Here is a 24,017-nt window from a genome sequence, read left to right on the forward strand (position 1 = left end):
TTTTCTATTTTCTCATTATTTATTCTTTCCTTTGCACAAAAAACCCATAATTTCTGCCCGCAGAAATTATGGGTATTCCTAAAATTTATTTCATCTAATCAGAAGCTTTCACTGCTCTCACGATCGCTTCTGCCATCTCCCTGATCCTGACAGCCGGTGAAGGCGCATTTAAAATCCCTGACGTTCCTCCCGTGCCGTCGGCTCCAAGCCGAATCATATTGTAACAGTCCTCTGCCGTGCTGACTCCGGAGGCAACCACCACCAGCACATCAGGATTTACTTTTCGTACCTGATCGATTGCTTCCATTGTATAAGCATCGTCTGCTACCTGACCGGTTCCGATCAGATCCGTCGGTTCCGCCAGGACAACATCCGGGTTCATACACGCCACGGCTTTTGCTTCCGTAATGGAGTCCGCACATACGATAGAAGTCATGTCAAGCTCGGCTGCGCGCCGGATACATGCATATAGGTCAGACAGCGTCTTAGGATTTTCGGCATGGTTCAGAAAAACTGCATCCGCTCCTGCTTCCTTTAAAGATTCCGGAAGAACATGCCCCATTCCCCGTCCTGGTGTGAGCGGGTCCATAGACTGTACGCATACAATGATGTTTTCCGTATTCTCACGGATCATTCTCACATCTGCATATGGACAAGTAAAGATAATCGGCAGTCCGGTATCTTTAGCCGCCTGATCTGCGGCCTTCGCCAATTTAAGACTCTCGTTTCCGTATAAATATGACTTTGGATTTACAATCAAAAACGGTGACTGCATATTTCCCATGTTCTCCTCCTTACTCTCCAATGACAACTATTTTACATTTTCTTTCCCGGGGACGCGTGCGGTCAAAGTCTACAAAATAAACATATCCTGTAACACCGACTCCTAATTTGCCGTCCTCCACATCAAAGATCTCGCTGGACCCGAGAATCGTAGATCTCAAATGTGCATCTCCGTTGAATAATGCGGTTCTGTCTCCTCCCGGAAGCCAGAAATCCAAATCCGGCCAGGTTTCCACTTCTTTATAGTGTTCTTCTCCCGGATAATGGTATTGATCCGCGCTCACATGATCCGGAATGATCTTTGCTAAAGCATTGTTTAAGTCTTCCTGTAAAAACTCATCCCCATTCTCATTGTAGTCGTGGACAAATTCCTCAAAAAACACAGAACAGGTCGTATGTGGAGAAATGACCGCACAGAGTCCGCTTTTAATCCCGCTTTCTTTAATCACCCTTTTTACTTCCGGAGTCACATCAATATAGGTAGGTGTTTTGCCATGTGACTGTACTTTGATCGTATCTTTATATACTGCCATTCTTTCTTTCCCTCCAAATCATTTCTTCTGGAATACTTTCAGCGCTTTTTTTACATCCTCTTTGACTGCCTCTGTGGCTGCCAGGGACATGGAATCATAAAACAGCGGTTTTGCTTCATCTTCCCAGTATTCTTTTGAAGCCCTTCCCCCGGCCGTATTCATGTAAGTATAATAGTTTACCTTACAGATACCATTTTCGATGGCCACCTTGTAATCTTCATCTGACACACCGGAGCCTCCGTGCATTACAAGAGGCACTCCGGCCGCATCACGGATTTTTGCAACCCGGGGAAGATCCAGCTTAGGTTCGGTCAGATACACCCCATGGGTCGTTCCGAATGCCACAGCCAGGCAGTCGACTCCAGTCTTCCCCACAAATTCCCCTGCAACCTCAGGATCTGTATAAATGGAATCTAAATCATCATAATCATCTTTGCCGTCAGATCCGGCTCCTTCTCCCTGAACAACCTGGGAAGTAAAGATATGCCCTAATTCAGCTTCCACGCCGGCGCCGACTGCATGGGCAATTTTAACGATCTCTGCTGTTTCTTTTACATTGTCTTCAAAACTTTTTGCAGAAGCATCATACATGACGGAAGTAAATCCGAGATGAAGTGCCTGGACACAGCGTTCAAAGCTGCTTCCGTGATCCAGATGAAGCGCAACCGGCACTTTGGCCCGTTTTGCATAATATTTAAGGATTGGTCCGATCTCGTCAAGATCGATCAATTCGTCATGACTCTGGGCATGCTGCAGGATCACCGGGCATTCCAGCTCCTCTGCCGCCTGAATAATCCCCCGGATTGCTTCCAGTGTGGTTCCGTTAAATGCGCCGACTGCTTTCTTTTCTATTTTTGCCTGGTCAAGTAATTCTTTTAATGAAACTAACATTTACATCCTCCCGTTTTTTTTAACCGTTCCCGTCCCTGGGTTCTTGCTTTTGAGACCAGAGAGTCCGGGTTGATCTGTGCATCCAGATCATAAAAGAATTCTTCCAGCTCCTTTTCATCAGAAAATTCGGAAATTCTTACCCAGTATCTTCCCCTCATGATCCCGCCGCCGTCAAAGGTCATATACATTTTTGTTCCTCCTGCCAGCGGCCTCATGCTGTACTTGCTGATCTGACTGATCTCATATGTATGTCTCCTCCCGTAAGCACAGAACACTACGGTCTTCCCGCTGTCAATGCGGACTTCAGACGGATTGCTGAGTGACACAAATACATTAAAGACATTATAGAGACACAGTCCAAAAACCAGTAAATACAGCAGATGATGTCCTGCGGCCAAAAACTGATAAAGGCAGAACACTCCGATGGCCGCAGTAAAAATCCCGGGTGCCGTCATTTGTATAGAAAAATGTGATGGTTGATATACATAGCGCTTCATCATTTTTTACCTTTCTTTATGCCTCAGCATGTAATTCTTTTGCTTCTTTGATAATGCGTTTTCTGTTCATCAGAGCTAATCCAACTGCAACTGCTACCGCAATGATGAGTCCGACTGCTCCCACAGAATGTGCCTTTACAAGTACCCATGACAATGGGTTTGCCCCGTCACAGATAGAAGAAATCGTAGCGGCTCCCTTAGGGATTGCAAAGTTTACGGATTTTGCAACCGCGGTGATAGATGGTGCCAGATTGGTAGAAATATAAAGTCCTCCAACCAGGCAGACGATTCCTGTGATCAGTGCCCGGAAGCCGTTTCCTCCTACCAGCGGCACGATCAGAACAAACATATATGGCAGTACAGATAAGTCAGTCATCGGAAGCACAGTATTTCCAGGAAGGATCACTGCCAAAAAGACTGCCAATGGAACCAGGATCAGGGATACTGTTAAACATACCGGATGCCCAACACCTACGGCTGAATCCAGTCCGATGTAAATTTTTCCTCTGTTCGCAAACTTAGAAGATACAAATTCCTGGGCCGCATCAGAAATCGGCATGAGGCCTTCCATTAACAATGCTGCCATTTTGGGGATCAATACCATGACAGCACCGAGGGTGACACCAATCTGCAGTACCGTCTGTACATTATTTCCTGCCAAAGCTGCAATGATGATTCCCAAAACAGTTCCAACCAGCATCGGTTCTCCGAATACACCAAAACGTTTCTGAAGCTTTTCAATATCGATGTTAATATTTTTCACTCCCGGAATAACGTCGATGATCTTGTCTACGACGATAGCAATCGGCACAAATGCCGCTGTAAACCCATGAGGAAGGGACACTCCCGGCATGCCCAGGGTTTCCTCTACTTTCGGCGCCGTGTAGTCACCGATTACCATGATGATCACCATATTTAAAATCGCTGCGATAATTCCATAAGCAAAATTTCCTGTCAGAACATAGATCAGAGAACCGGTAAAGGCAAAATGCCAGTAGTTCCATATATCCACGTCCAGGGTCTGTGTCGTGTTGGTCAGCAGCATGACAATATTAACGATCAGACCGATCGGAATAATGATCAGCCCGATTGTCGTACCAAAAGCGATCGCTGATGCTGCCGGCCAGCCGATATCCACGGTGGAGAGGGCCAATCCAAATCTCTGAGCCATCTGCTGTACCGCGGGAGCCAGGTTTTCGCCCATCAGTCCTGTAACCAGATTCAATCCGATAAACCCGATACCTACCGTCAGGCCTCCACGAAGGGCCTTGCCAAATTTGGCACCTAAAACCACACCTATGATCGTTAAAATGATCGGCATCATGACACTGGCGCCGAGTGAGTTAATATAGCTGAATACATCAATAATTGCCTGCATAATAATCCTCCTTTTATCTGCCTGTTTTTACTTTTGCATCTCTTCCAAAATGGAAGCGTACAGTTTGTCCAGCCCTACCCCGGTCAGCAGGGGAAGTCCTGCCAGCACCGGACATTTGACATCACCGCTTACTAAAGTAGTAGAAACACAGAAATCAACATTTCCGGATTTCTCAACGACTTCGGAAACCTGGCACTGTTCGATCTTGTATTTCCCCGCAAATCCGTGCTCATCCAGGTAAGCTGAAATTTTCTGGTTTGCAACCGTTGATGTAGCGACTCCTGATCCACATGCGATTAAGATTTTTTTCATGATATATTCTCCTTTATATAAAAAATATTAATAAGTTCGTTTTTATGTGCTAATCTATTAAGTCACCCAGGACTTCATCGATCTTATCCACACTGCCTGTTCTTAAAACTTTTAAAACCTCCTGATCCTGGCACGCCTCGATAAGTTTTTGGAGCAGCCCCAGCTGGTCTTCTTTTTTCTTGATCGCCAGCATAAACAAAAGAGATACGCTGGTTTTCTCACCCTCCATTCCCATGACGCAAAATTCTACCGGCTGATCGAGGACGCCCAGACAGATGGCCGGCTTTTTTACATATTCGGGATCTGTATGCGGGATGGCCACATTGATCTCTCCGGTTGGAAGTCCGGTCGGAAAATTCTCCTCCCGTTGGATGATGGCATCATGAAATCCTTCCGTTACATATCCCTCCTGAAACATGGCCTCAGCCATTTTCCCCAAAACTTCTTTATCATCTGAACCTGACAAAGAAACTGCAAGGTAATGTTTGTCTGTGTTACTGGTTATCATTTTCATTGTCTTTCTCCTCATTATATTTTGAATTTAATCGTTTGATCGTATTTAAAACGGCTTCTGCATCCGGCAGAGAATCTAATATTCTGCGGATCTGTTCATTCCCGAAAATCATCATCAGGTCATAGATTGCGCTGTTGATACTTTTTGCACTCTGAATGCTCATCCCGATCACATACCGCACCGGATCATTATTTCCGCTGTGAAAATCAATCGGTTCTTTTAATCTCAGGATCGATGCCGCCTCCTCAATGACGCCCTGTTCCGCGCTTGCGTGCGGCAGCGCCGTTTCCGGACAGACGACAATATAAGGACCGTTTCTTTTGATATTCATAACCATTTCATCTACGTATCCAGGCTCCACTGCGCCTGTGGAATGCAGCAGATTCCCCGACTGACGGACCGCGTCTTCCCAATCTTTTGCCTCGTATCCCACCTGAATCCTCTGCTCATTCAGCAGATCATAGAACGCACCCTGAATATTGACATCAGGAGGACTTGTGATTTCCGGCTCCCGTTCTTTACCTTCTCCACCGTCTCCCTCCCGTATTTCCAGGACCTTTCTCTGAATATCCAGGATATCGTCCTTCTCGAGCATAGGAGACCGGACTTCCACATAAGGGATGTTCACATCATCCAGCGGGATCGTTGATATGATCATCTGGGTTCCGTTTTTCTCGATCTCCCTCATATTATGGAAAGAAGAGATACTTACGATCTCGATCATATCATCCAGCGTCTTCAGTTTCGCCATCATAAATTGTGCAGTCCCTCTTCCGGTTGCACATACAAGAGCCACTTTTACTTTCCTGCTCTTTTCTGTCTCTGCCTTTTCTTTTTCCATCACAGAGGCAAAATACAGTACCATAAAGGACATTTCGTCTTCTGAAAACTTCTGGCCCACATAATCCTCCAGTGAGCCGAGATGCTGCTTCACACTCTCAAAAATCTCAGGATAATCCTGCATTAAAGTATCCTTCAGCGGATTCACCAAAACTTCGCTGTTTTTCAGACGGTGCACCGCGGACCTCATATGGGCCACCAGCAGGTCATAGAGAGTAAAGTCCAGATAAAAGTCAATTCCAAAACAGCTGGAAATCTGATAAATCGTTTCCGCTATCATGACTCTTAATTCCAGAGCATTTGTTTTCTGTGCATCATCTTTCAAATAACTTTTTCCGTTCAGGCATTCTGTATAGTAAAGGATTTCGACCTCACGCACATCCATCTGAAACATGTCAGAAATTTTCCCGAACAGTCCTTTGCTGAACGTGTACTTGGAGCCTTCTTTTAAATAATTCCATTCGTTGGTGAAATACCCCGGAAGAAAATGCTTTCGTACGATCCGGTTGGCTACAATCGTAAGCTCTGTCACAGCCTCAAAAAAAGAATAGTCGGCAAAAAATATCTGTGTCTCTTCCTCTTCTTCCAGAATACAGTTTTTCATCTTCTCGTAAATTTCCAGGCTGTCTGCCTCTTTTAACAGAAGATTCCAAAAAACACTCAGATCATATCCGTTCTTGTAATAATTGTCGTCGCCGTTTACTTCTAAAAGCTTTAAGATACCTTTCCGTACATCCAGCTCCGATGCCTCAATAATATATCCCCTCCTTACCTGGGATACCAGCGTCATTCCATTTTCTTTAAACCAGATTTTCAATTCCTGAAGATCTTGAAGCAGGGTATTGCGGCTGACGCCGATCTTTTCTTTCAGCTGGTCCACCGTCACATATCCGCTAGCATTCAGAAGAATCATTGCCAGAATGGTGGAACGTTCCTTTTTTGAAAGGTAATAAGTATAAAAGTCGTACTCGGATATAAATTTCTCATAGGCCCGGATATCAACTTTTTTATCTGTGTCAATCCACAGCTTTCCGTCAAGATCCGAGGCAATGACCGGCAGCTCATATGCTTCCAGATCTTTATTCAGCTCTTTTATATCTGCCCGTATCGTTCTCTCCTGTATATGATATTTCTCCTCTAATCCGGAAACGTCTGCATGAATACCGAGGATCAGATCCTTCAGAATCTTATTGCTTCTCCTGTTCATTTTTCTCCTCCTTGAGCTTAATTCTATTCTAAATCCATTTTATCCGACAAAAAAGTCCAATCAGTTGCAATGGAAAAACGTGAAATTGGGTTAATTTAAAACTGCCCGGCCTTCTCTCTATAACATAAAATCAGAGCAGAAATCCCAAAAATGAATTTCTGCCCTGATTTTATTAAACGATCTTAAATTGTCTCCGTGCTGTTGATGCCTGTCTCCAAAGCCCCTTTTACCAGCCGGATAAAATTAGGATAAGACGGATCTTCTACCAGACGTTCCACCAGAGACTTATCGGCAAACATTTTGGAGAAATAATCCCAAAGCTGAAATGCCTGCGGATTATTTTTTCCGATGTGCATCAGCATCACCAAGTGAACCTCATTTTTCTCTTCATCCCAAATGATAGGTTCTTTCGATACGCATACTGCCACAAACGTATCGGATGAAACCGCATACATCGGATGAGGCACTGCGATCTGCTTGCTGAAAAAGGTACTGCCGATTTCTTCCCTCTGTAAAACCTGGGAATGAAGATTTTCTACCTGGAAATAAGCAGTGGATTTTTCGCAGAGCATACTGAGCACTTCTTCCTTATTCGAAGACTTCACACTGGAAAACAGCTCCGGATGAAAAATATCTGCCACATCTTCTATATCCTTAAATCCATCAATATTCAGCTTAATATTCATATAATCATGCTGATTGGGGAATGTATCCACATACATTGCCAGCCCCTTCTCAAAAAATTCTTCTTTTTCTGTGGTCAGAAAGATATCATATTCGTCCAGCATGTCTTCCGTCACATCCATAGGATTGACGAAGTCTATAACAGAGACATACTCCGAGAACCATTTCAGCAGGGTCTGTTTCATCAAAAGCGTCATACTGTTTTTCAAAGCGGAGATCACGAGAATCCGTTTATTCCCCTGGCGGCTGTTCAATTCCAGAAGGCTGCTGTAAAAATGGACGGCCAGAAGCGCCACTTCATCTTCTGACACCCTCTTTCCATACTGCTGATGAAGCAGAAATGCAAAATAAGCCCCAATATCATAACCAAGCGGGAAAGTCTCCCGGATATAGTTGAGCATATCATTTTTGACCTGCATATCATATTTGATTCGGATACTCAATGACATACAGTGCAGCGCCAATGTGATCCGCAGATTTATGTTGTCCGTAAAATCTACCCCAAAGTTCCGCCGGATTTCTTCAAAAGCTTCAGAAATAAAATTATCCATCTCCTGAGTAATCGTATCGGAATCTCTGTTATTTCCCTGTCCCTTCAAGTATAGAGAAAAATACCGTATCTCCTCATCCGGTACTTTTATGAAGAATCTCCGGCTGATCTTCCCGAAGACTGCTTTGGCTATCTCGTATTCATTGCCCAGCTGTTCCGAAATATCCAGTTCGCCCGGCTGTATGTAAAATCCTTCACCCATCCGGCAGATCATGATATTTAAAAACAGGATCGCATTGTTGAAGTCCGTGTCCATAATGTGATACTTATAGTTTACAAAAATATCAGTCAGTATATTTTTAATCTTTGCAAGCTGTCTCTCATCAATATATACCATGCCCTGTTCGTTTTTGATATGGGCCAGATAGAGATCCTGTTCCGCCAGGCATCGTCTCTTATTGATCTCATATCCGTCAATCATGACTTTATTGCTGCTTTTTAATAGTTCCAGCTGGAACTTTTCAAGGACTTCCTCTACTTTCTTTAAATCATTCTGCAGTGTGGATCTCGAAATATAAAGCTTGTCTTCCAATTCCATAACAGATACAGCCCTGTGTCTGTTCAGAAGCAAAAGCAGTATCTTGCTGATCCGGCTTGTAGGATAATTAAGAGATACTGTTGTGTACTGCTGGTACAGAGAATTCACGAATGCGGAAAACTCATCATAGTTTTTCACTTGGATACAGCTTCCCTTGGAAGCCTTGGAAACCAATTCCGCACATGTCTCATCCGCAAGTTCCTTTCGGATCACTTTCATGTCCCCCTGAACGGTCCTGAGACTCACGTCCAGTTTCTTTGCAAAATGAGACGCAGTCAGGAACTCATCGGAGTGATTGCAGAATTCTAATAAAATTTCAATTTGTCGTTGGTTTAACATTCAAATCCCTCTTTTGTATTGCATCTATATCCGCTGGTCATATATATCATTATACCTTAACGGGATCCTATTCCGCAACTGGTGATCATCGTGGCTGTAACTGGTCAAAAAAAGATCTCTGTCAAAAATCAGGTATCCTTGTAACTATGTAATAAAGATCCGGGGAACCGGATCTTTGGGATAAAGAAAGATTGTTAATTTTAAGCAGAATATTGTTTTATTGAACTTCACTAATGCTTTTAGGACAACTCTTGTTATTGTTTATCGTAATATAGACGACTGTTTTATCGTCTATAACCTCATTTCAATACAACTCTTGTTATTGTTTATCTCCAAGGCATTGTAATAGGGGATGGAGGGGTCACAAATTTCAATACAACTCTTGTTATTGTTTATCTGATCCCTGTCAGCGATGTTGAAAACTCTGATATATTTCAATACAACTCTTGTTATTGTTTATGAAACACGGAACCACGGTTTTATGCGGTCTGTAAGACACTGCCGACAAATTTACGACAAACTACCCGCTTCTTATAGGGTCTTACAGCTATTATATCCCATGCTTTTACGCCATGCCCGGCTACCTGCCGGGCCTATACATTATATCAGTTCTATGTCCGTGATCCTGATTACAGTCTTGAGTGGATCACTGTTTTTCTCTACGATCTCAAAGCAGTAATTGATCCAATCACTGTCCGTGATCTGGATGCTCCAAGACTCCTGCGGCACGTCTCCTGTGCCGTCCCAGATCTCACCAAGCTCTATTTGCCCCCCCTGCTCTACATCGGGAAGGTTGTTGCCAAACTGGTCCATTGCCTGTGCTTTTTCTATTATATTATTCATATTTATTACCTCCGTTTTATTTTTGTTTTTCGCCTAACAATAAGTGTCCAAGGCATCTTGTGAAATCGCCTGTCCATGATAAAATATCTTGGTGCAGTAATGCGCCAGGGAAAAGAAGATCTAGGATAAAAGGTGGCTGAACCGGGAATGGCTCTACTTTGTCAGGAAGGGCCGGTTCAGCAATTTTCAGCATCGTCTTCCATATTTTTTTCGCTTGTAGTTTGTTACAAGCACCTGCGGTGGCTAATACAACATCACCACCGACTTTAATTGTCGCGACATAACCGCCTTGCTCAGTTGTCAATTCCATCGTTGCTCCGTCTAGCAACTCGATAGGATCTCCCTCATTAGTGTTTCTGATCAAGTTTGTTAGGTATTCGATTGTTTCATTTCGCACATCTTCCGTACCTGATACTCTATTATGTTGCGTGTTTATCGTATAATGATTAATTTCCATTTTTATCGCCTCTTTCTTCTCCGAGCTCAATGTTAAAAAATCTTCCATCCTTGTCCGTTCCGAGAAAACAAGGTGCTCCGTCGTTATCATACAATAGCTCGTTCGGGGTGTATACCCAACCCCATGGCGCAGTAATGACTATGTCAGTTTCGTTTTTTTCGACTTCCCATCCATCCGGTATTTTTACTTCTATTTTTTCGCTAAAATCTGCCTGTTCAGATTTGTTTCCGTATGTATAAATCGTTCTTTTTTCTGCGGATAAAACACCATAATTTTTATATAATTCTATTGTCATGTTATCTTCTCCCTTCATTAATTGCTATCTTCCAAAAACTTCCTTCTTTAATCTCATGCAAAGAGCATTTCCGCTAATTCTCATTTGTGTGTAAAAAGATCTGTAATACTCGTCAGAGGCTTTGTTATTTTTGCTTAAAAGCTCAATCACATCACCTGCATAGGATTCCTTTGTGATTTCAACGATTTTGTTTAAAATTTCTTCCGCTTTTTCTTTTTGTTCTTTCGGTACCATGTTTAAGTAAGATGTAAATTCTGTGCTCATTTTTTCGATAAGTTCTTTTGCCCAGGCAATCTGTTTTTCGCTGCCTTTGAGTTTTGTTATTTTCATTTTCGCTTCCCTCCATGCTTTCTTCAATGCGGAGGAAATCGTTTCTTTAAATCTTTTTACCAGCTCCCATGCTCTTTTCATGATTTTTGATAAGTTATATTTTTTCATCTTCGTTTCCTCCTTATTAACTCGTTTCCTTTACTGTAATTATAGTATAAACCATTTTTGGTTTATTGTCAATTCTTTTTTAAACTTTTTTCAGTTTATTTTTGTTGACCATTTTTATTGTGTACTATATACTTATATAAAAGGAGGGAAAAAGATGATTGTATATAAAATTGATGTAATCGAATCTTTGAAAGAGGCAGGATATAATAGTACGAGGATTTTAAAAGAAAACATTATAGGCCAGTCCGCAATGACGAAAATCAGAAACGGTGAGCCAGTTGGAATTAAAACGTTAGATAAGATTTGTGAATTGCTAGATATGCAGCCTGGTAACATTATCAAATATGTAGAAACGAAAAAATAAACTGAAAAAAGTTTAATTCTCCTGTTGACTTTAGACCGTTTTTGGTTTATACTATAATTACAGTAAAGGAAACGAGTTAATAAGGAGGAAACGAAGATGAAAAAATATAACTTATCAAAAATCATGAAAAGAGCATGGGAGCTGGTAAAAAGATTTAAAGAAACGATTTCCTCCGCATTGAAGAAAGCATGGAGGGAAGCAAAAATGAAAATGGCAGAACTCAAAGGAACCGAAAAACAGGTTGCTTGGGCAAATGACATCAGAAACAAAGGAATCGAATTTTGTGAAAAATATGATTTTTCTTTTGCAAAACAAAAGTTTTGTGATATGGATTCATCAAAATGGTTTATTGATGAATGGAGGGGTCTCACTAGTAGAGGAAATAAATTCGGTATGGTAGCAAACCTGATGGAACTTAACATTCAAGAAGAAACTAGGATCATTAGAGAAAAGAATGGCCGTGCAATTAAACATAAGGAGCGAGTACAGATACTTGACTCATATGAAAAATACCGTAACATTGATTCAGAAGTCGATTATAAAATAAACGAATTTTGGAGCGATGGTCAATATTTATGGGGTGGAAGTATTTCCGGTCAGAATTGAGGAGGATTAATATGAAATTTGTAGATTTAAATTCGGAAATAGAAATCATGGAAAAGTCTATTGCTCGACAAATTAAAGATAGTGGTCTCACTAAAGAGCAACTAATTCAGGCCAATAATTTTAATCATATTTATGACAAGCATTTTAGTAGTAAAGACAAGCGTGAAGAAGATAATAAGGCCAAAATTGTTTTCTGGGACCTTGCAGAATCTGCTATGAAATTTGATTTCAGGACAGCCATGAGCATAGAGAGACAAAAAGATGTTCTTGACGTACTCAAAGAAGCGCAGGAAGTCCATGGTTTTCTAGTATGTGCAAACTATACCTATTACGCTTTTTCCTCCTGTTTATTTAAAGATGGAAAACAAGTAATAGCTTACTCCTGGGATGCTGTTGCAAATTGCATTGAGGATGGCGGTCTGGAAATAGTTCCTGACTACATCAAAGAAAACGAGAGTTTCAAAAAAACGGTTGAAAATTTATTGAAAGATTAGAATAAAATAGTTATAATAAAGTAAACGGCAGACCCATATTGGGATTTAAAATATATGATAATGCTATAGTCATGCTAATTCTGCCACTAAAAAAAGCCCCGGATTGCTCCGAGGCTTTTCTTCTGCTTATTATACATCATTTCAGAGCACAAAAAAGACCGGGATTTCTCCCGGCCCTGAAACTATTAAGCTGCAATCTTTGCACTATTATTCTGCTGTATAAACTCTTTGATCTGGTCATATCCCCAGCCGCAGTCAACCAATCCGCTCACTAAACACTCCATAGACTGCACAGCTCTCAAGTCCTCCTCTAATAAGTAATCCCTAAGATTCTCCTTTTTATCTATTCCATACTTTTCACGGAGTTGTCTTGCGTTCATCCCGAATAGTACTTTGTAAATACAATTCGTATATGTGGAATAGGCATGACCATGCATCCTCTCATTTTCTGTAGACTGCTGTAATGCCTTTGTGAGAGATTGCCGAACCGCAATACCTTTTTCCCTTTCGATTAGTTTCCCTTGTAAAGTACGTTCCATTGCATTGAACTGTTTTATATACGCCTCTTTAAATTTCATTGCTGTTTCGCCGGTGTAACCCATAACCAAAAGAGTGAACCCATCTCGTGTCAAATAGTACATCGGCTGCTTATGCTTCTGTTCGTTTAGATATTTTGACTCCTCAAAATTTAGGAGTCGGAACTCTTCACTACAACCAAGTTCTCGAATATCTTTTAATACATTGTCATGCCTTTTTCCAAAAGTATTTGCAACGTCCAAACTACTAACTACTGTTTTTTCCTGTTTGTCAATTCTTTTTACTTCAACTAACATTTTATAATTCCTTTCCTTGATTATTATTTGCATGTAAGGTAGTTAAAAAAATAAGCATACCGGAGGATTCCAGATGCCCATTCTATTTCTTTCTATTTTTGTAAAGAGCCGTGCAGGTCTTTTTCCCGGCATAGCTGCCTTTCTTCCATCCGAGCTGCTTCCAGTATCTTTCCAACTTTTTCTGTGTTGCTGGTCCCCATTCTCCGTCTACCGCAATGTCTGCACCAGATGCTAGTGAATTTAGTTTTCCCTGCATCCACCGTATTGCATTTTTAGAGGATGTCTTTTTTACGGTTGTGTATTTTACACTTTGCCCTCCGATAGCATTTTTAAAAGTTTTCCAACCATTGTTGTCTGCTCCGATCCATGGCATAGGGCAATTCTTCCCGTTTACGTCCCAGTGCCGGATCACGTGGGATGCTGGAACGCCATATTTCTGCATTAGGAATTTTACCAGTTCGATTGTCTGGTCCCTAACATTTGCTGGCACTTTCCTAGTAACGTTGCACATCTCTACAGATAAGCTGTTTGCATTCGTGCACTTCTTATAGTAGTTTCCCGCAGCTCCCACGGTGGAATAACAGCCGCCGACTGCCCAGGCCACCCGGTTTACTGCCACGGACTTATAGACGTATTTCCCGCCGTCTACAAAGTAGTGTGCGGACGCTCCCTTGGATGCTCCCTGGAAGTATTTACAGTTATTCAAGGCCGTATCTTTAGAGTTTCCGGTATAATGCACAACGATATAATCTATATCCTTTGTGCTTCTTTTGCCGCCGTAGTTGCTTTTATGGGCAAACTTCTTTTTAAATTTTAATGCCATATTTTTTCTCCTTCCTGAAAAAAAAGAGGACGATTACTCGCCCTCCTCCGGTAACCCTGCTACGGATGTAAGTACAGATACAATCCCGGCCAATACCGCCGTGGACAATACCATTTTCCAGTCCACAGAGGACATTACAGCCGTGGTTCCTATCGTTGCTACTGCAGTCTGTGCCATCGTCTTAACAGCCCTGATTCCTGCGGCTCTGCCCCACTTCTTCCAATCTCTCATATTCATACCTTCCTTTCTTATTGGTCGATGATACTTTCTAATAGTTCATCTCTTATCTTTTTCATGTTTTCGATACCATTTCCTGTGATCTGGTGGTTTAGCAATGCAGCCAGGCTCTTTGATTGCTGCCGCTGCATCTCCTCTATCGCCACGATCCTTTTGTAATCCTTTTCCGAGTGATCCTCCAACTTTTCCACCCGGTTCTTAAATTTAAAGGCCGGGTGAATGACCTTGTAGATCACCGCCCCGGCCCCGCCGATTATACTAATTGCTCCGCACGCTGCTAAAATTTGTTGTAACACTTCGCTCTCCTTATGTCTGCAAAAGGCCCTGCGGCCTTACTGCTGTTCTGGTGTCTCTGTTGCCCTGGCGTCCTGCGCTTCGTAGAACTGCTGTGTAAACTCTGCGATTTCCCGCCGCACGCTGTCTTTGTTTGCTTCGTAGAGTTTTGAATCCTGAATGTTCTGGTTTATGTTGTCCCCGTCTCCGTTTTCTGCGACTGTGGCGTTCAGATAGACTACGGTGCGATCGGAATCCTTGACTTTGATTTCTCCGGTGAGCGTGATTGATCTTTTAGTTTCTAACATCTTATCTCCTTTCTTATTTTGCTATATACATAATGTTGATTGGTAACCATACATTGTTCGGCAGGGTCGAAGGATATGTGTTTCCTTCTCTATATCTACCGATTTTAATTGTTCCATCCGGGCTAACTTGGGTCATAAAAATTGCTTTCCCGCTGCCTTGGTGAATAGTAACAACTCCGATTTTAGGTCTATAATTTTCTGGAAGTTCCATGCCCTGAAGTAGAAGCACTGCTTCTTCTCCATTATCTATCACGGTTTTATTTCCCACCAAACTTTTTGTCGTAAGAGTTCCCACAATATTTACAATTTTCCCAACATTACGAATTACAAGCCCTGAACCACTGCTATATTCTGTGAAAGCCAGCATATTTACAGCTAAACCTTTCCATCCACTATCATTTTCTAAGTTTGTCAGCCTGTTATTTGTTGTTGTTTTGTAACTGTTTACGTCATTTCTTAAATTTGTCAGGTTAGTATCCATGGTAGAAATTCTAGTCTGATTTTGTGAAATTAAAGCCTGATTTGCTTCAATTCTCATATCCAGATCAGCTCTTGTATTATTTATCTCTGTAGACAACTCGGCACTACTATTTGTCTGCTTCTGGTCTGCATCATTTAGTCTCTCTCTTAAATTCGTAAATACAGTCCCGGCCTCATTTTGTCGAGCGTCGACCACCTCCGCAAGAGAAGGATTCGCCTGTGACATTTCGTCTAATAGACGGTCATATTTTTCGTCAAGTGCATCCTGTTTTGCTGTATATGTGTCTATGACTGCTTGCTTCGCCTCCATATCAGCCTTGCTTTCGTCATTAATGCCTTTGATCCCGTCATGGATGCTCTGCCGAACATCCCTGCCAAGTACAGCATTTTTAATATTTTCTAAACATTCTTGTAAACTTAACATAATTCTCCTTTCTTATCACCCTGTCCTTTTCCACATATAGACAGTTATATATGGTTGTAAGTTTCCTGCATTACCACCGCCTGCGGAAGTTGTATTCCCGCTGTTTCCGCCTGTGTTTCCACTATTTCCTCCCGTGGTACATGTCCCGGAAGAGTTCATTGTATGTGCGTGATTGCCTGTTGTGTTTGACTTATATGATGTACTGCCGCTTTCAAAATTGTTCGGCTTATTGTAAGACGTTCCTTTTTGTACAGCATCTTTGTTAATTCCGAGATAATGATAATGATTTCCAGCCCCCTGCATCGTATGAACATGATTCGGAACAGTATGTGTATGGTTATTTAGGCTATGCACATGATTATTCATCCCATGTGCATGGCTTTGCAATTCCTTATGCCCACCTGATTTCTCCACGGCATTAAACTCTCCTTGCCCGGTATCTACTCCCACGATTGTTTTTCCAGTAGCGAATTGTACCCAGCTGCCGCCGAAAAACGACGCTGGATTCGCATTGTTTACGGAAATGTAGATACTGCCAACAGGCCACAACTTGTTTGTTACTGCATCCATCTCTACCCGGATCTGTTCCACAGTGTTTGCGGCGTTGTTTGCTGTGTTTACAGCGGTGTTCACGCTCCCGGCCATTCCCTGCACGATGTTCGTCAAATTGGAAGTTCCTGCCACCTTATCGGTCAGGCTACTGATCGTCCGCCCCAGCACAATCTTATTATTAGCCGGGTTTTCCAGATCAATTTCATACTTGCTGACCAAGTAATATGTAGAGACATCCCCCATAGTGCTCAACAATCCGTGCTGCTGTGACACGCAGGGAACCAGATCTCCCAGCCTGATAGCATTTATATCCACGTCAATCATGTGTAAATCTACCGCTGTGAGTTCTATTGTGATTGCTAGATTCACACAGGTTTTAAGATACTCCTGCCCTTTTGCAAGCAAGTCTTTCGGATCAACGGCATCCGGAAAATCCACCTTTTCGTAGATCCATCCATAGAGATCAACCGCCTCCTGGTTATAGATATAATCTTTCCCGCCGTTTGCAGAAGCAATGTTTGTAACACCATTTCCACCAACCGGAATGATTGCAGTCTTTATGTTTTCTGCCTTAGTGTACTTTTTAAGGTCCAGCAAATTTTCTCCGAACCGGATCACCTGATTGCTCACTTTTCCATACTGCTTCACATAATCCAGATAGCGGATGCCGTTTTCATGCCGCACACGCAAATATCCAGGATATTTCCCTATAAAATTTGTATTTATAAAATCCCATGTTATTTCATAATTCGTAGATAATTTTGTAATCGGGACACTATCAATATCTATGGTCCCAATCGTGAATTGCTTTTCTGCTCCCATCTGTGAATTATGTTCTGCAATAAGGGCTTTGAAAATATCTATATTGTTATCTGCCTTATGCACTTCCGAAGATTCGCTTCCGTATGTGTGCGCCCGCTGTACGGAATCTAACAAAAAAGCAAGCTCCCCCTCACAGGAAACTTGCCCGGTCCTCTGAAAATCTATTTCATCCGTTAAGGATCTGCCCGAAAACAATAGTTCTGAATCCTCATAGACTTCAATTTTTGATTTCAGCTTATTGATAACATCTACATTCGGATGCCGTGGGAGAATTGAAAAATCAAAGTTCCCGGTTTTGTTAAGCTCTAAAGCCACTTTTGGCCCCAGTAGCATATAGTCTTCGTCCCGCACATCGTGCAGCACCTTTCCATCACATAGAACTCTATACATTTATAAGCTCCCTCCTCTGTAATCTACACTCACTGTTCCAGTGCCTGTGAAAACAAGATAGTTATCTCCTTCACTAAGCCATATGTCAAATACCTTGCTCCTTCCCAAAGGAAGGCTATATATCTTCTCGTTGTATGTCACCTGCATAGCTGCGCTGCACTCGATCACGGGCACGATCTTCTTTCTGCGCCCAGGAATATAGAGTTTATAGCTGCCGTTTATCTTCAAATCCTTATACTCTCTCACAATCCCTGTTTCAAAATTGAAGTCGTCCCAGGTCCAGTCTTCCAGACTGCTATATTTTTCATACTTATATGGGTCAACCTCGCCTGACAGTGTGATCTTGCTCTCTGCCTTCTCCGACTTCTCAGAATCCAGTTTGAGGCGTCCTATGTAGTAGAACGCAGGATCACTGTCCAGGAAGATTTTAAACTTCTGGCCTACCAAATAATTTGCAATCTCGGAGACTTTAGAGTTCCAATCAAAGTAATCTTTGTCCAGCTGGTCAAACTCCATGGTGAGGGATCTTTGCTTGTATTTTACATCTCCCGGAGTCATTGCCTCAGTGAGATCCAGTGAGCCATCAGCTCCTGGTATGTCCTGCTCATACGTCTTTGCCTCCGGGAATCCAAGGGTGATCGACAACCACCCCAGATTCCAATCTCTAAGCGTATGCTTGCCACCAATTAATACGCCTAATGTTCCTCTATCTTCCATTACACGCCTCCTCTTGCTTTTCTATCTGCCATGCTGTTCAATCGGCTATCCATAAATGGGGCCAGCGTCCTTGCCGCCTCTCGGCCCTCTATGTTTGTTACAACTTCTATCTTTTCTGGCCCTGTGTATACCGTCTTCTCTATTGTCGTTGTACCTCCTCCGGCATAAACAACCTGTGGCTGCACACTGGCTGTGATCTTTCCCATCTGCTTTGATACCGCTGTCTGCATCCGACTTTGCAACTCCGGTATATTTAGCTTTGCTTTTGCAAAACGTGCCGCCATGGTATCCGCAACAGTTTCAACCTGCCGATACAGTCTCGGTGCCTCTTTCTCCTGCCCCTTTTCCGCTCCCTGGATCGTAAACTTTCCGATCTGGGCGAATACACGAGATGGGGATTTTATTTTCAGTTCTTTTTTTGCGGCTTTTACAATATCTTTGCAAAGCTTTTTCATGGCTTTGCTCAGATTCCGGGTTTCTCCGGTTATTCCAGCTGCCAAACCTTTAGCAACGTTAGCCCCGGCCTTTTTCATCTCGGCATTCAGATTATCTGTTTCTTTTTTTATTGCTGCTTGATATTCCTTATTAATCTTCTCAAAGTCGTCTTTAAAGAAGGACTCTGAAAAGCTTTCTGCCATGGATTGCTGTTTGTTCCACTTGTCCGTATAAGCTTTCTGCTCTGCCGCCGTAAGGGACTGGAACCAGGCCATATACTGTCGCCCTTCTTCCACATCCATGCCAAGGATACGCTGCATCATGGAATCAGGAATTTTGTTTTCCAAGGCTTTCAGGCGTTTCTGGTAGTCTTCTATGTCATAGAGGTTCTGGTCCAGATCATAAAGACTGCCGTAACTCTGTTGCTTGCTTGTAAGATTGTCCCGCAGGCTCTTGATCTCGTTGTACTGTTCCTGGTACTTCTCTGAAAGCTCCTGGATCTTCTCCTCGGCAATCTTGGTCAGGCGGTCCGCTTCTTTCTCAAAGGCGGTATTATAGGCGTTTGCGGCCTTTTCTCCGGCCTCTTTTAGCTGCTTCTCCTTCTTTGCATTCGCAGCTTTAAGATCCTTTAACTCCTGTTTAAGCTTGGCTTTCTTTTTCTTATTTTCCTTTTTGTTGCCAAGCTTATCTATTCTTTTCTGCAGCTTTGCTTCGGCCTTTTCGCTTGCCTTTACCTGCTTGTTGTATGCCTGGTCAATGATCTGCTGCACTGTCTCGCTTGACCGCTGTTTTGCGATGCTTAGGGAGTCGCTCAGACCACTCAAGAGATTACTTCCGATCTCGGAGTAATTGCCTTTATATGTAGCATTCTTTGCCGCAGACAGTGCTGTAGAAATGACTCCTTGCATTTCTGCTACAAGCTCACTCTGCCCCTCTCTGACACCCTTTGCAATGCCTTTCGGGATCGTTTCACCTTTTAGGATTTTGAACATCTTCCCTGGTGACGGGATGCCTTTCTTCGCAGCGCCTATTGTTACATTTATCACCTTCATGGCTGCTTTTGCTGCTTTCCCGGCATTATCCGTCATTCCGGATGCTATACCAAGAGTAAGGAATTTTCCGATTGCATTTTTAAACAGAGTAGATGGAGAATGGATGCCAGCCTCTGCTTCTGCCGCTGCCTTGGCCTGCTGAATTACCTTCCGTGCCGCAGAAGAAACAACGCCGGAGTTCGCATTGATTCCGGAGGCGATTCCAGAGGAAATGTTCTTTCCGACACTATTGAATCCACCTGTGCTTACTTTCTTCGCTCCATTCACAGCACTCTGCGCCGCCGTCTTGATCTTTCCTTTGTTTGCAATCACGCCGCTGGCAGTTTTGCTTGAAAGCTCTTTTCCTTTTGCGGTAGCCTGCCCGTTCTTGGAAGAAATGCCAGAGACATATGCGCTGCTTAGCTTCGCTCCTGCCGCCTTGGCCTTAGAGGCACCGCCAGAAAATCCGCTTGCTGCAGAACTACTCACTTTTGCAGTTGCCGCCTTGGCCTTCCCTGCGCCCTTTGAAAGTTCATTCGTAAAAGAACTCTCTGTTTTTTTTCCCGCGCCTGAGTTATTCGTCGCTGGAATTTTTGAATTTTTCTTGATTGAATCGGTATTTTTCTTTGTTTCTCCGACTGCCTTAGCCGATTCTGTTTTAAAAGGTTTAAAAGAAGATGAAGCCGCACCACTGTTGTCTACAGGCTTCACCTTCATATTTGTTTCTATTTTCTTTGCAGAGTCTCCTGTGCTTTTTGCTACGCCGTCAATAACGTTCTTTACACCAAAGGTGTCTGTTGATAATCCCTGACCGCTCATCATTTGAGTGACTGCATTGTCTACGCTGGTCTTTCCTTGCGCTACCTTTGTAGCCAACTCTGTAGGGATCTGTGCCCCTTGTAGTCCTGCCTTATCAACCGCTGCCTGGAAATCCATCAGATTTGCTAATGCTTTTGCTGCTTCTGCTGGCTTCATACTTCCAGAAGTAATTCCATTAGCCAAATATTCCGGTACCTGAATACCACCATTTTGTGCCTTTGCCTTTAAATCCTCAAAATTCACGAGATTCTTTACTGCTGATACCGAGGTCGGTACCGCATACTCACCCGACTGGATTCCCTCTGCAATACTGTTCGGAACTTGCACACCCTCAGATTTTGCCTTTTCAATCATGTCAGACCAGTTGATTCCATTTTTCAACTGTTGTGCTGCTGCCTTAAAGGAAATAGACCCGTCTGCCATACCCTGTGACAGATACTCCGGTATCTTCATTCCAGCTTCTTGCATCTTTGCAAGATCTTCGCTGTTTACCAGATCATCCAGCTTTATTAGCTGTTTTAGTTCTTTTCCGGTCGTCGGATTAGCATAGATACCATCCTGAATCCCTTTCCCAATGGATTCCGGTATTTTAGATGCTTTTATTCCTGCCTCTTTAGCAAGATTATCCAGGTTCGCCTTGAAATCATTGAAGTTTGTTTGCGCGGTAAATTTATCCGTCCATGTTCCCAACTCACCATATGCGGACTCCATGTTCTTTTTACTTTTATCTACAGCATCGTCTGCATCATCTAAAGCTTGATTATATCTATCCAGAGCAGCTCCTGCCTTCTGAAGTTCCAGATTCCCAGACCCAAGACCATATTTATCCTTCAGTTTGTTAAACTTCTCTTGCGCTTTATCGCGCCTTCGCAACGCTTCTGTTTGATTATTGATTGCTTTTTCATGCTCTATTTCTGCCTCGGCAACCTTTTTCGCTGATTTTTCCATTCCAGCCTGATAAGCCTTTGCCATTGCTTGTTCTTTCAGAGCATCAATATTATTTTTTATTGCTTCTGTGGACTTATTTAACTTATCTCTCTCTGCGTCATACTTTAGCCCAAGTTCTGGCATGAGATCGTTCAGTTCTTTTACAACACTTTTTATCCTTGCCTTTGTCCCTGCGCTCTTATTTTCTACCTTTATTAACCTTTGTAGCTGGTTAAACAGGTTATCCGCTTCTACTCCCTGTGCTCTGGTAGATTCCACAGTTTTTTCATTCTCTTTGTGAAGTGACTTTATGGATGCTCCCATATCATCCTGTGCTTTCTTCACTCTTTCACAAGTCTTTCCAAACTTATCGGCTTCTGTCTCTGCCCGTGGAACAGTCAAGGCATATGCTGCAATCCCTGCTGTCAAGGCCCCTGCTGCCAGTACGACCATGCCGATGGGTCCACCAAGGGCAGTACATGCAGCATTAAAGGCTCCCGTTGCCGCTGTAGCAAGTGTAATCTTCCCCGTAAAAATTCCAACCACAGTCTGTAATGCTGTAAGTCCTCCCTGCTGTGCCACAAGAGTGATTGCGTTCGCTTTTTCCAGAGCATTGAGTGCTTTTAATGCTGTCCCCAGTGCGCTTACACTTCCAGAAACGGCCTGTGCAGCTTTGTAGCCTTTAAGCACAACCAAAAGACTTGTTGCTAACGGAAGTGCCGTCTGCATGTTCTCTCCTAGGAACTTCGCCGCAGATCCCAATACTTTCAGACCGCCACCTGCGACTGTCTTTGCCGCAGAGCCAAGATTTTTGACCGTGGTAATCGTCTCTTTCGGAATGATGGATTTAAGCCCGTGCGCTTCTATCTGGTCCGCCAGTCCTCCGATCGCATCCGATGCCGCTGCCACTCCATCCGCAAGCGGTCCTTTGAGTTCATCTCCCACTGCAATTCCGAGCGCAGTAAACTTATTTCCAAGTATTTTGATCCGACTTTCTAGCGTCTTGTACCGCTGCCCAGCTTCGTTCGTAAGGGCCTTATTTTCGTTCCACGCATTATTGCCGATCTTTAAGGCTTCTGTAAATGTCCCAGATGCTCCCGCTGCTCTTAACAGTGCATCCCTCATACGGATATCGGAAAGCCCCATATCGTCCAGGACTTTTATTGCACTGCCGCCACTCTTATTTACCTTATCCAAGCCTTGGATGAAGGAAATAATAGCTCCTGCTGCATCTTCTTTAAATGCCTTTTTGAACTGATCCGCCGTCATGCCAGACACTTTCGCAAAGTCGTTTAATTCGTCACCGCCCTTGGTAGTTGCAAGATTCATTTTCGACATTAGGGTAGAAAATGCCGTTCCACCAGCTTCTGCCTCGATCCCTACAGAAGATAACGCCCCAGCAAAGGAAAGTATATCTGCTTCTGACATTCCAACCTGATGTCCAGCTCCTGCAAGTCTAAGAGCCATATCCGTAATCTCTTGCTCTGTTGTGGCCAGATTATTTCCTAAATCTACAATTACAGATCCCAGCCGTCCAAACTGCGTCTGTGGCATCCGTGTGATGTTTGCCAGCCTTGCCAGAGAGGTTGCCGCCGTATCTGCGGACATGTTCGTAGAATCTCCAAGCATAACCATGGTTTTAGAGAATCCTGCGATATTCTTCGTCTTAATGCCAAGCTGTCCGGCTGCCTCTGCTACCCCTGCGATCTCATTTGCAGAGGTTGGCATCTCTTTCGACATATTTAAAATGTCTTTTCGCATGATATTCAGTTCTTTATCCGTGGCATTTACTGTCTTTTTTACACCAGCAAAAGCACTTTCAAACGAAATACTTGCTTTCAAAGATGCCGCACCGCCCGCAATAACTGCGGCTCCGGTTGCTTTCATTCCGGTAGATACCGCAGGTTTTATCTTGCTGGCAGCACCAGACCAATATTTCTCTGCATTTTCCGCACTTTTCTTCGCTTGTGCCTCCGTTTGCTTATAAGACCGCTTCTGTTCCTCTCCGGCCTTTTTCGTGCTCTGCGAGGCTTTCTCTCCGGCTTGCTTTGCGGCTGTTTCCGCTGTCTTCCCGGCTTTTTTTGCCGCCTGTTCTGTTGTTTTGCTTGCTTGTTTTACAGAGGTTTCTGCGGACTTTGCCGCCTGCTTGGTCGCAGTTTCTGCGGATTTCGCCGCTTTTTTCGTCTCTGTGTCCAGTGTTCTCGATAGTTGTTTGAGTTCTTTTTCGGCTTTTTCCGAATTTAACTCAACTTCGATTTCAATACTTCCGTCAGGCATATATTCTCCTTTCTTTTTTGCCTGCGTCTGTCTTCTATGTTCACGTCTCTATCTTCCTGGGCGTAGAGTTCCGCTCCCCTGCAACCTCTGTGTTACAGTGTTTTTA

General features: G+C 43.2%; 25 protein-coding genes. 3 read left to right on the plus strand and 22 right to left on the minus strand.

Features of this window, described 5'->3' with window-relative positions:
* Positions 1-94 precede the first annotated feature (94 nt).
* The 13 genes from ANCC_RS14260 to ANCC_RS14320 all read right to left on the minus strand — a co-directional run bounded on the left by ANCC_RS14260 (position 95) and on the right by ANCC_RS14320 (position 11,099).
* Complete coding sequence (locus tag ANCC_RS14260) at positions 95-784, minus strand: triose-phosphate isomerase (protein WP_009290960.1); 690 nt, start codon at positions 782-784, stop codon at positions 95-97.
* A gap of 10 nt (positions 785-794) precedes the next feature.
* Complete coding sequence (locus ANCC_RS14265; protein ID WP_006566193.1) at positions 795-1,316, minus strand: YjbQ family protein; 522 nt, start codon at positions 1,314-1,316, stop codon at positions 795-797.
* An 18-nt stretch (positions 1,317-1,334) separates the two neighbouring features.
* On the minus strand, positions 1,335-2,207 hold the full coding sequence (locus ANCC_RS14270) for a class II fructose-bisphosphate aldolase (RefSeq protein ID WP_006566194.1): 873 nt from the start codon (positions 2,205-2,207) through the stop codon (positions 1,335-1,337).
* A complete protein-coding gene (locus ANCC_RS14275) occupies positions 2,201-2,707 on the minus strand; it encodes a hypothetical protein (RefSeq protein ID WP_156340152.1) in 507 nt (168 codons plus the stop codon). The genes ANCC_RS14270 and ANCC_RS14275 overlap by 7 nt, the downstream gene beginning before the upstream one ends.
* A 13-nt stretch (positions 2,708-2,720) precedes the next feature.
* Positions 2,721-4,082 (minus strand): PTS galactitol transporter subunit IIC, encoded by a 1,362-nt coding sequence (locus tag ANCC_RS14280; RefSeq protein WP_006566196.1) that lies wholly within the window; start codon positions 4,080-4,082, stop codon positions 2,721-2,723.
* Positions 4,083-4,109: 27 nt separating this feature from the next.
* Positions 4,110-4,394, minus strand: a complete 285-nt coding sequence (locus tag ANCC_RS14285) for a PTS sugar transporter subunit IIB (protein ID WP_006566197.1) — start codon at positions 4,392-4,394, stop codon at positions 4,110-4,112.
* A 49-nt stretch (positions 4,395-4,443) separates the two neighbouring features.
* A complete protein-coding gene (locus ANCC_RS14290) occupies positions 4,444-4,908 on the minus strand; it encodes a PTS sugar transporter subunit IIA (RefSeq protein ID WP_006566198.1) in 465 nt (154 codons plus the stop codon).
* Positions 4,889-6,955 (minus strand): BglG family transcription antiterminator, encoded by a 2,067-nt coding sequence (locus ANCC_RS14295; protein WP_006566199.1) that lies wholly within the window; start codon positions 6,953-6,955, stop codon positions 4,889-4,891. The genes ANCC_RS14290 and ANCC_RS14295 overlap by 20 nt, the downstream gene beginning before the upstream one ends.
* 182 nt (positions 6,956-7,137) lie before the next feature.
* A complete protein-coding gene (locus ANCC_RS14300) occupies positions 7,138-9,066 on the minus strand; it encodes a BglG family transcription antiterminator (RefSeq protein WP_006566200.1) in 1,929 nt (642 codons plus the stop codon).
* Between the two features lie 600 nt (positions 9,067-9,666).
* On the minus strand, positions 9,667-9,909 hold the full coding sequence (locus tag ANCC_RS14305) for a hypothetical protein (protein ID WP_006566201.1): 243 nt from the start codon (positions 9,907-9,909) through the stop codon (positions 9,667-9,669).
* Between the two features lie 16 nt (positions 9,910-9,925).
* Positions 9,926-10,366 carry a hypothetical protein gene (locus ANCC_RS14310; protein WP_006566202.1) on the minus strand — a complete coding sequence of 147 codons (441 nt, stop codon included), beginning with the start codon at positions 10,364-10,366 and terminating at the stop codon, positions 9,926-9,928.
* A complete protein-coding gene (locus tag ANCC_RS14315) occupies positions 10,356-10,661 on the minus strand; it encodes a hypothetical protein (protein WP_156782913.1) in 306 nt (101 codons plus the stop codon). The genes ANCC_RS14310 and ANCC_RS14315 overlap by 11 nt, the downstream gene beginning before the upstream one ends.
* A gap of 24 nt (positions 10,662-10,685) precedes the next feature.
* Positions 10,686-11,099 carry a hypothetical protein gene (locus ANCC_RS14320; protein WP_039946331.1) on the minus strand — a complete coding sequence of 138 codons (414 nt, stop codon included), beginning with the start codon at positions 11,097-11,099 and terminating at the stop codon, positions 10,686-10,688.
* 154 nt (positions 11,100-11,253) lie between these two features.
* Here ANCC_RS14320 and ANCC_RS14325 point away from each other — a divergent pair, with 154 nt between their 5' ends.
* The 3 genes from ANCC_RS14325 to ANCC_RS14335 all read left to right on the plus strand — a co-directional run bounded on the left by ANCC_RS14325 (position 11,254) and on the right by ANCC_RS14335 (position 12,563).
* Positions 11,254-11,463, plus strand: coding sequence for a helix-turn-helix domain-containing protein (locus ANCC_RS14325; RefSeq protein WP_039946334.1), 210 nt, complete (start codon positions 11,254-11,256; stop codon positions 11,461-11,463).
* Positions 11,464-11,559: 96 nt separating this feature from the next.
* Positions 11,560-12,069, plus strand: coding sequence for a hypothetical protein (locus tag ANCC_RS14330; RefSeq protein WP_182483070.1), 510 nt, complete (start codon positions 11,560-11,562; stop codon positions 12,067-12,069).
* 11 nt (positions 12,070-12,080) lie between these two features.
* Positions 12,081-12,563, plus strand: a complete 483-nt coding sequence (locus ANCC_RS14335) for a hypothetical protein (RefSeq protein WP_006566208.1) — start codon at positions 12,081-12,083, stop codon at positions 12,561-12,563.
* A 185-nt stretch (positions 12,564-12,748) separates the two neighbouring features.
* Here ANCC_RS14335 and ANCC_RS14340 read toward each other — a convergent pair whose 3' ends face one another.
* The 9 genes from ANCC_RS14340 to ANCC_RS14380 all read right to left on the minus strand — a co-directional run bounded on the left by ANCC_RS14340 (position 12,749) and on the right by ANCC_RS14380 (position 23,911).
* A complete protein-coding gene (locus ANCC_RS14340) occupies positions 12,749-13,396 on the minus strand; it encodes a Rha family transcriptional regulator (protein ID WP_039946338.1) in 648 nt (215 codons plus the stop codon).
* Between the two features lie 82 nt (positions 13,397-13,478).
* Positions 13,479-14,219, minus strand: coding sequence for a peptidoglycan recognition protein family protein (locus ANCC_RS14345; protein WP_006566210.1), 741 nt, complete (start codon positions 14,217-14,219; stop codon positions 13,479-13,481).
* A 33-nt stretch (positions 14,220-14,252) separates the two neighbouring features.
* Positions 14,253-14,456: a holin gene (locus ANCC_RS14350; RefSeq protein WP_006566211.1), complete on the minus strand. Its 204-nt coding sequence runs from the start codon at positions 14,454-14,456 to the stop codon at positions 14,253-14,255.
* An 11-nt stretch (positions 14,457-14,467) separates the two neighbouring features.
* Entirely contained in the window at positions 14,468-14,752 is a 285-nt protein-coding gene (locus ANCC_RS14355; protein ID WP_006566212.1) for a hypothetical protein, read from the minus strand.
* A 36-nt stretch (positions 14,753-14,788) separates the two neighbouring features.
* The gene (locus ANCC_RS14360; protein WP_006566213.1) at positions 14,789-15,037 is read right to left on the minus strand and encodes a hypothetical protein; all 249 of its coding nucleotides are present in this window, start codon (positions 15,035-15,037) and stop codon (positions 14,789-14,791) included.
* A gap of 13 nt (positions 15,038-15,050) precedes the next feature.
* Positions 15,051-15,941 carry a hypothetical protein gene (locus tag ANCC_RS14365; protein ID WP_006566214.1) on the minus strand — a complete coding sequence of 297 codons (891 nt, stop codon included), beginning with the start codon at positions 15,939-15,941 and terminating at the stop codon, positions 15,051-15,053.
* Positions 15,942-15,956: 15 nt separating this feature from the next.
* Positions 15,957-17,705, minus strand: coding sequence for a phage tail spike protein (locus tag ANCC_RS14370; RefSeq protein WP_006566215.1), 1,749 nt, complete (start codon positions 17,703-17,705; stop codon positions 15,957-15,959).
* Positions 17,706-18,422 (minus strand): phage tail domain-containing protein, encoded by a 717-nt coding sequence (locus tag ANCC_RS14375; protein ID WP_006566216.1) that lies wholly within the window; start codon positions 18,420-18,422, stop codon positions 17,706-17,708.
* A complete protein-coding gene (locus tag ANCC_RS14380; protein WP_006566217.1) occupies positions 18,422-23,911 on the minus strand; it encodes a phage tail tape measure protein in 5,490 nt (1,829 codons plus the stop codon). Before ANCC_RS14380 ends, ANCC_RS14375 begins: the two co-directional genes overlap by 1 nt.
* Positions 23,912-24,017 lie beyond the last annotated feature (106 nt).

Source organism: Anaerostipes caccae L1-92, assembly GCF_014467075.1.
Classification (GTDB): domain Bacteria; phylum Bacillota; class Clostridia; order Lachnospirales; family Lachnospiraceae; genus Anaerostipes; species Anaerostipes caccae.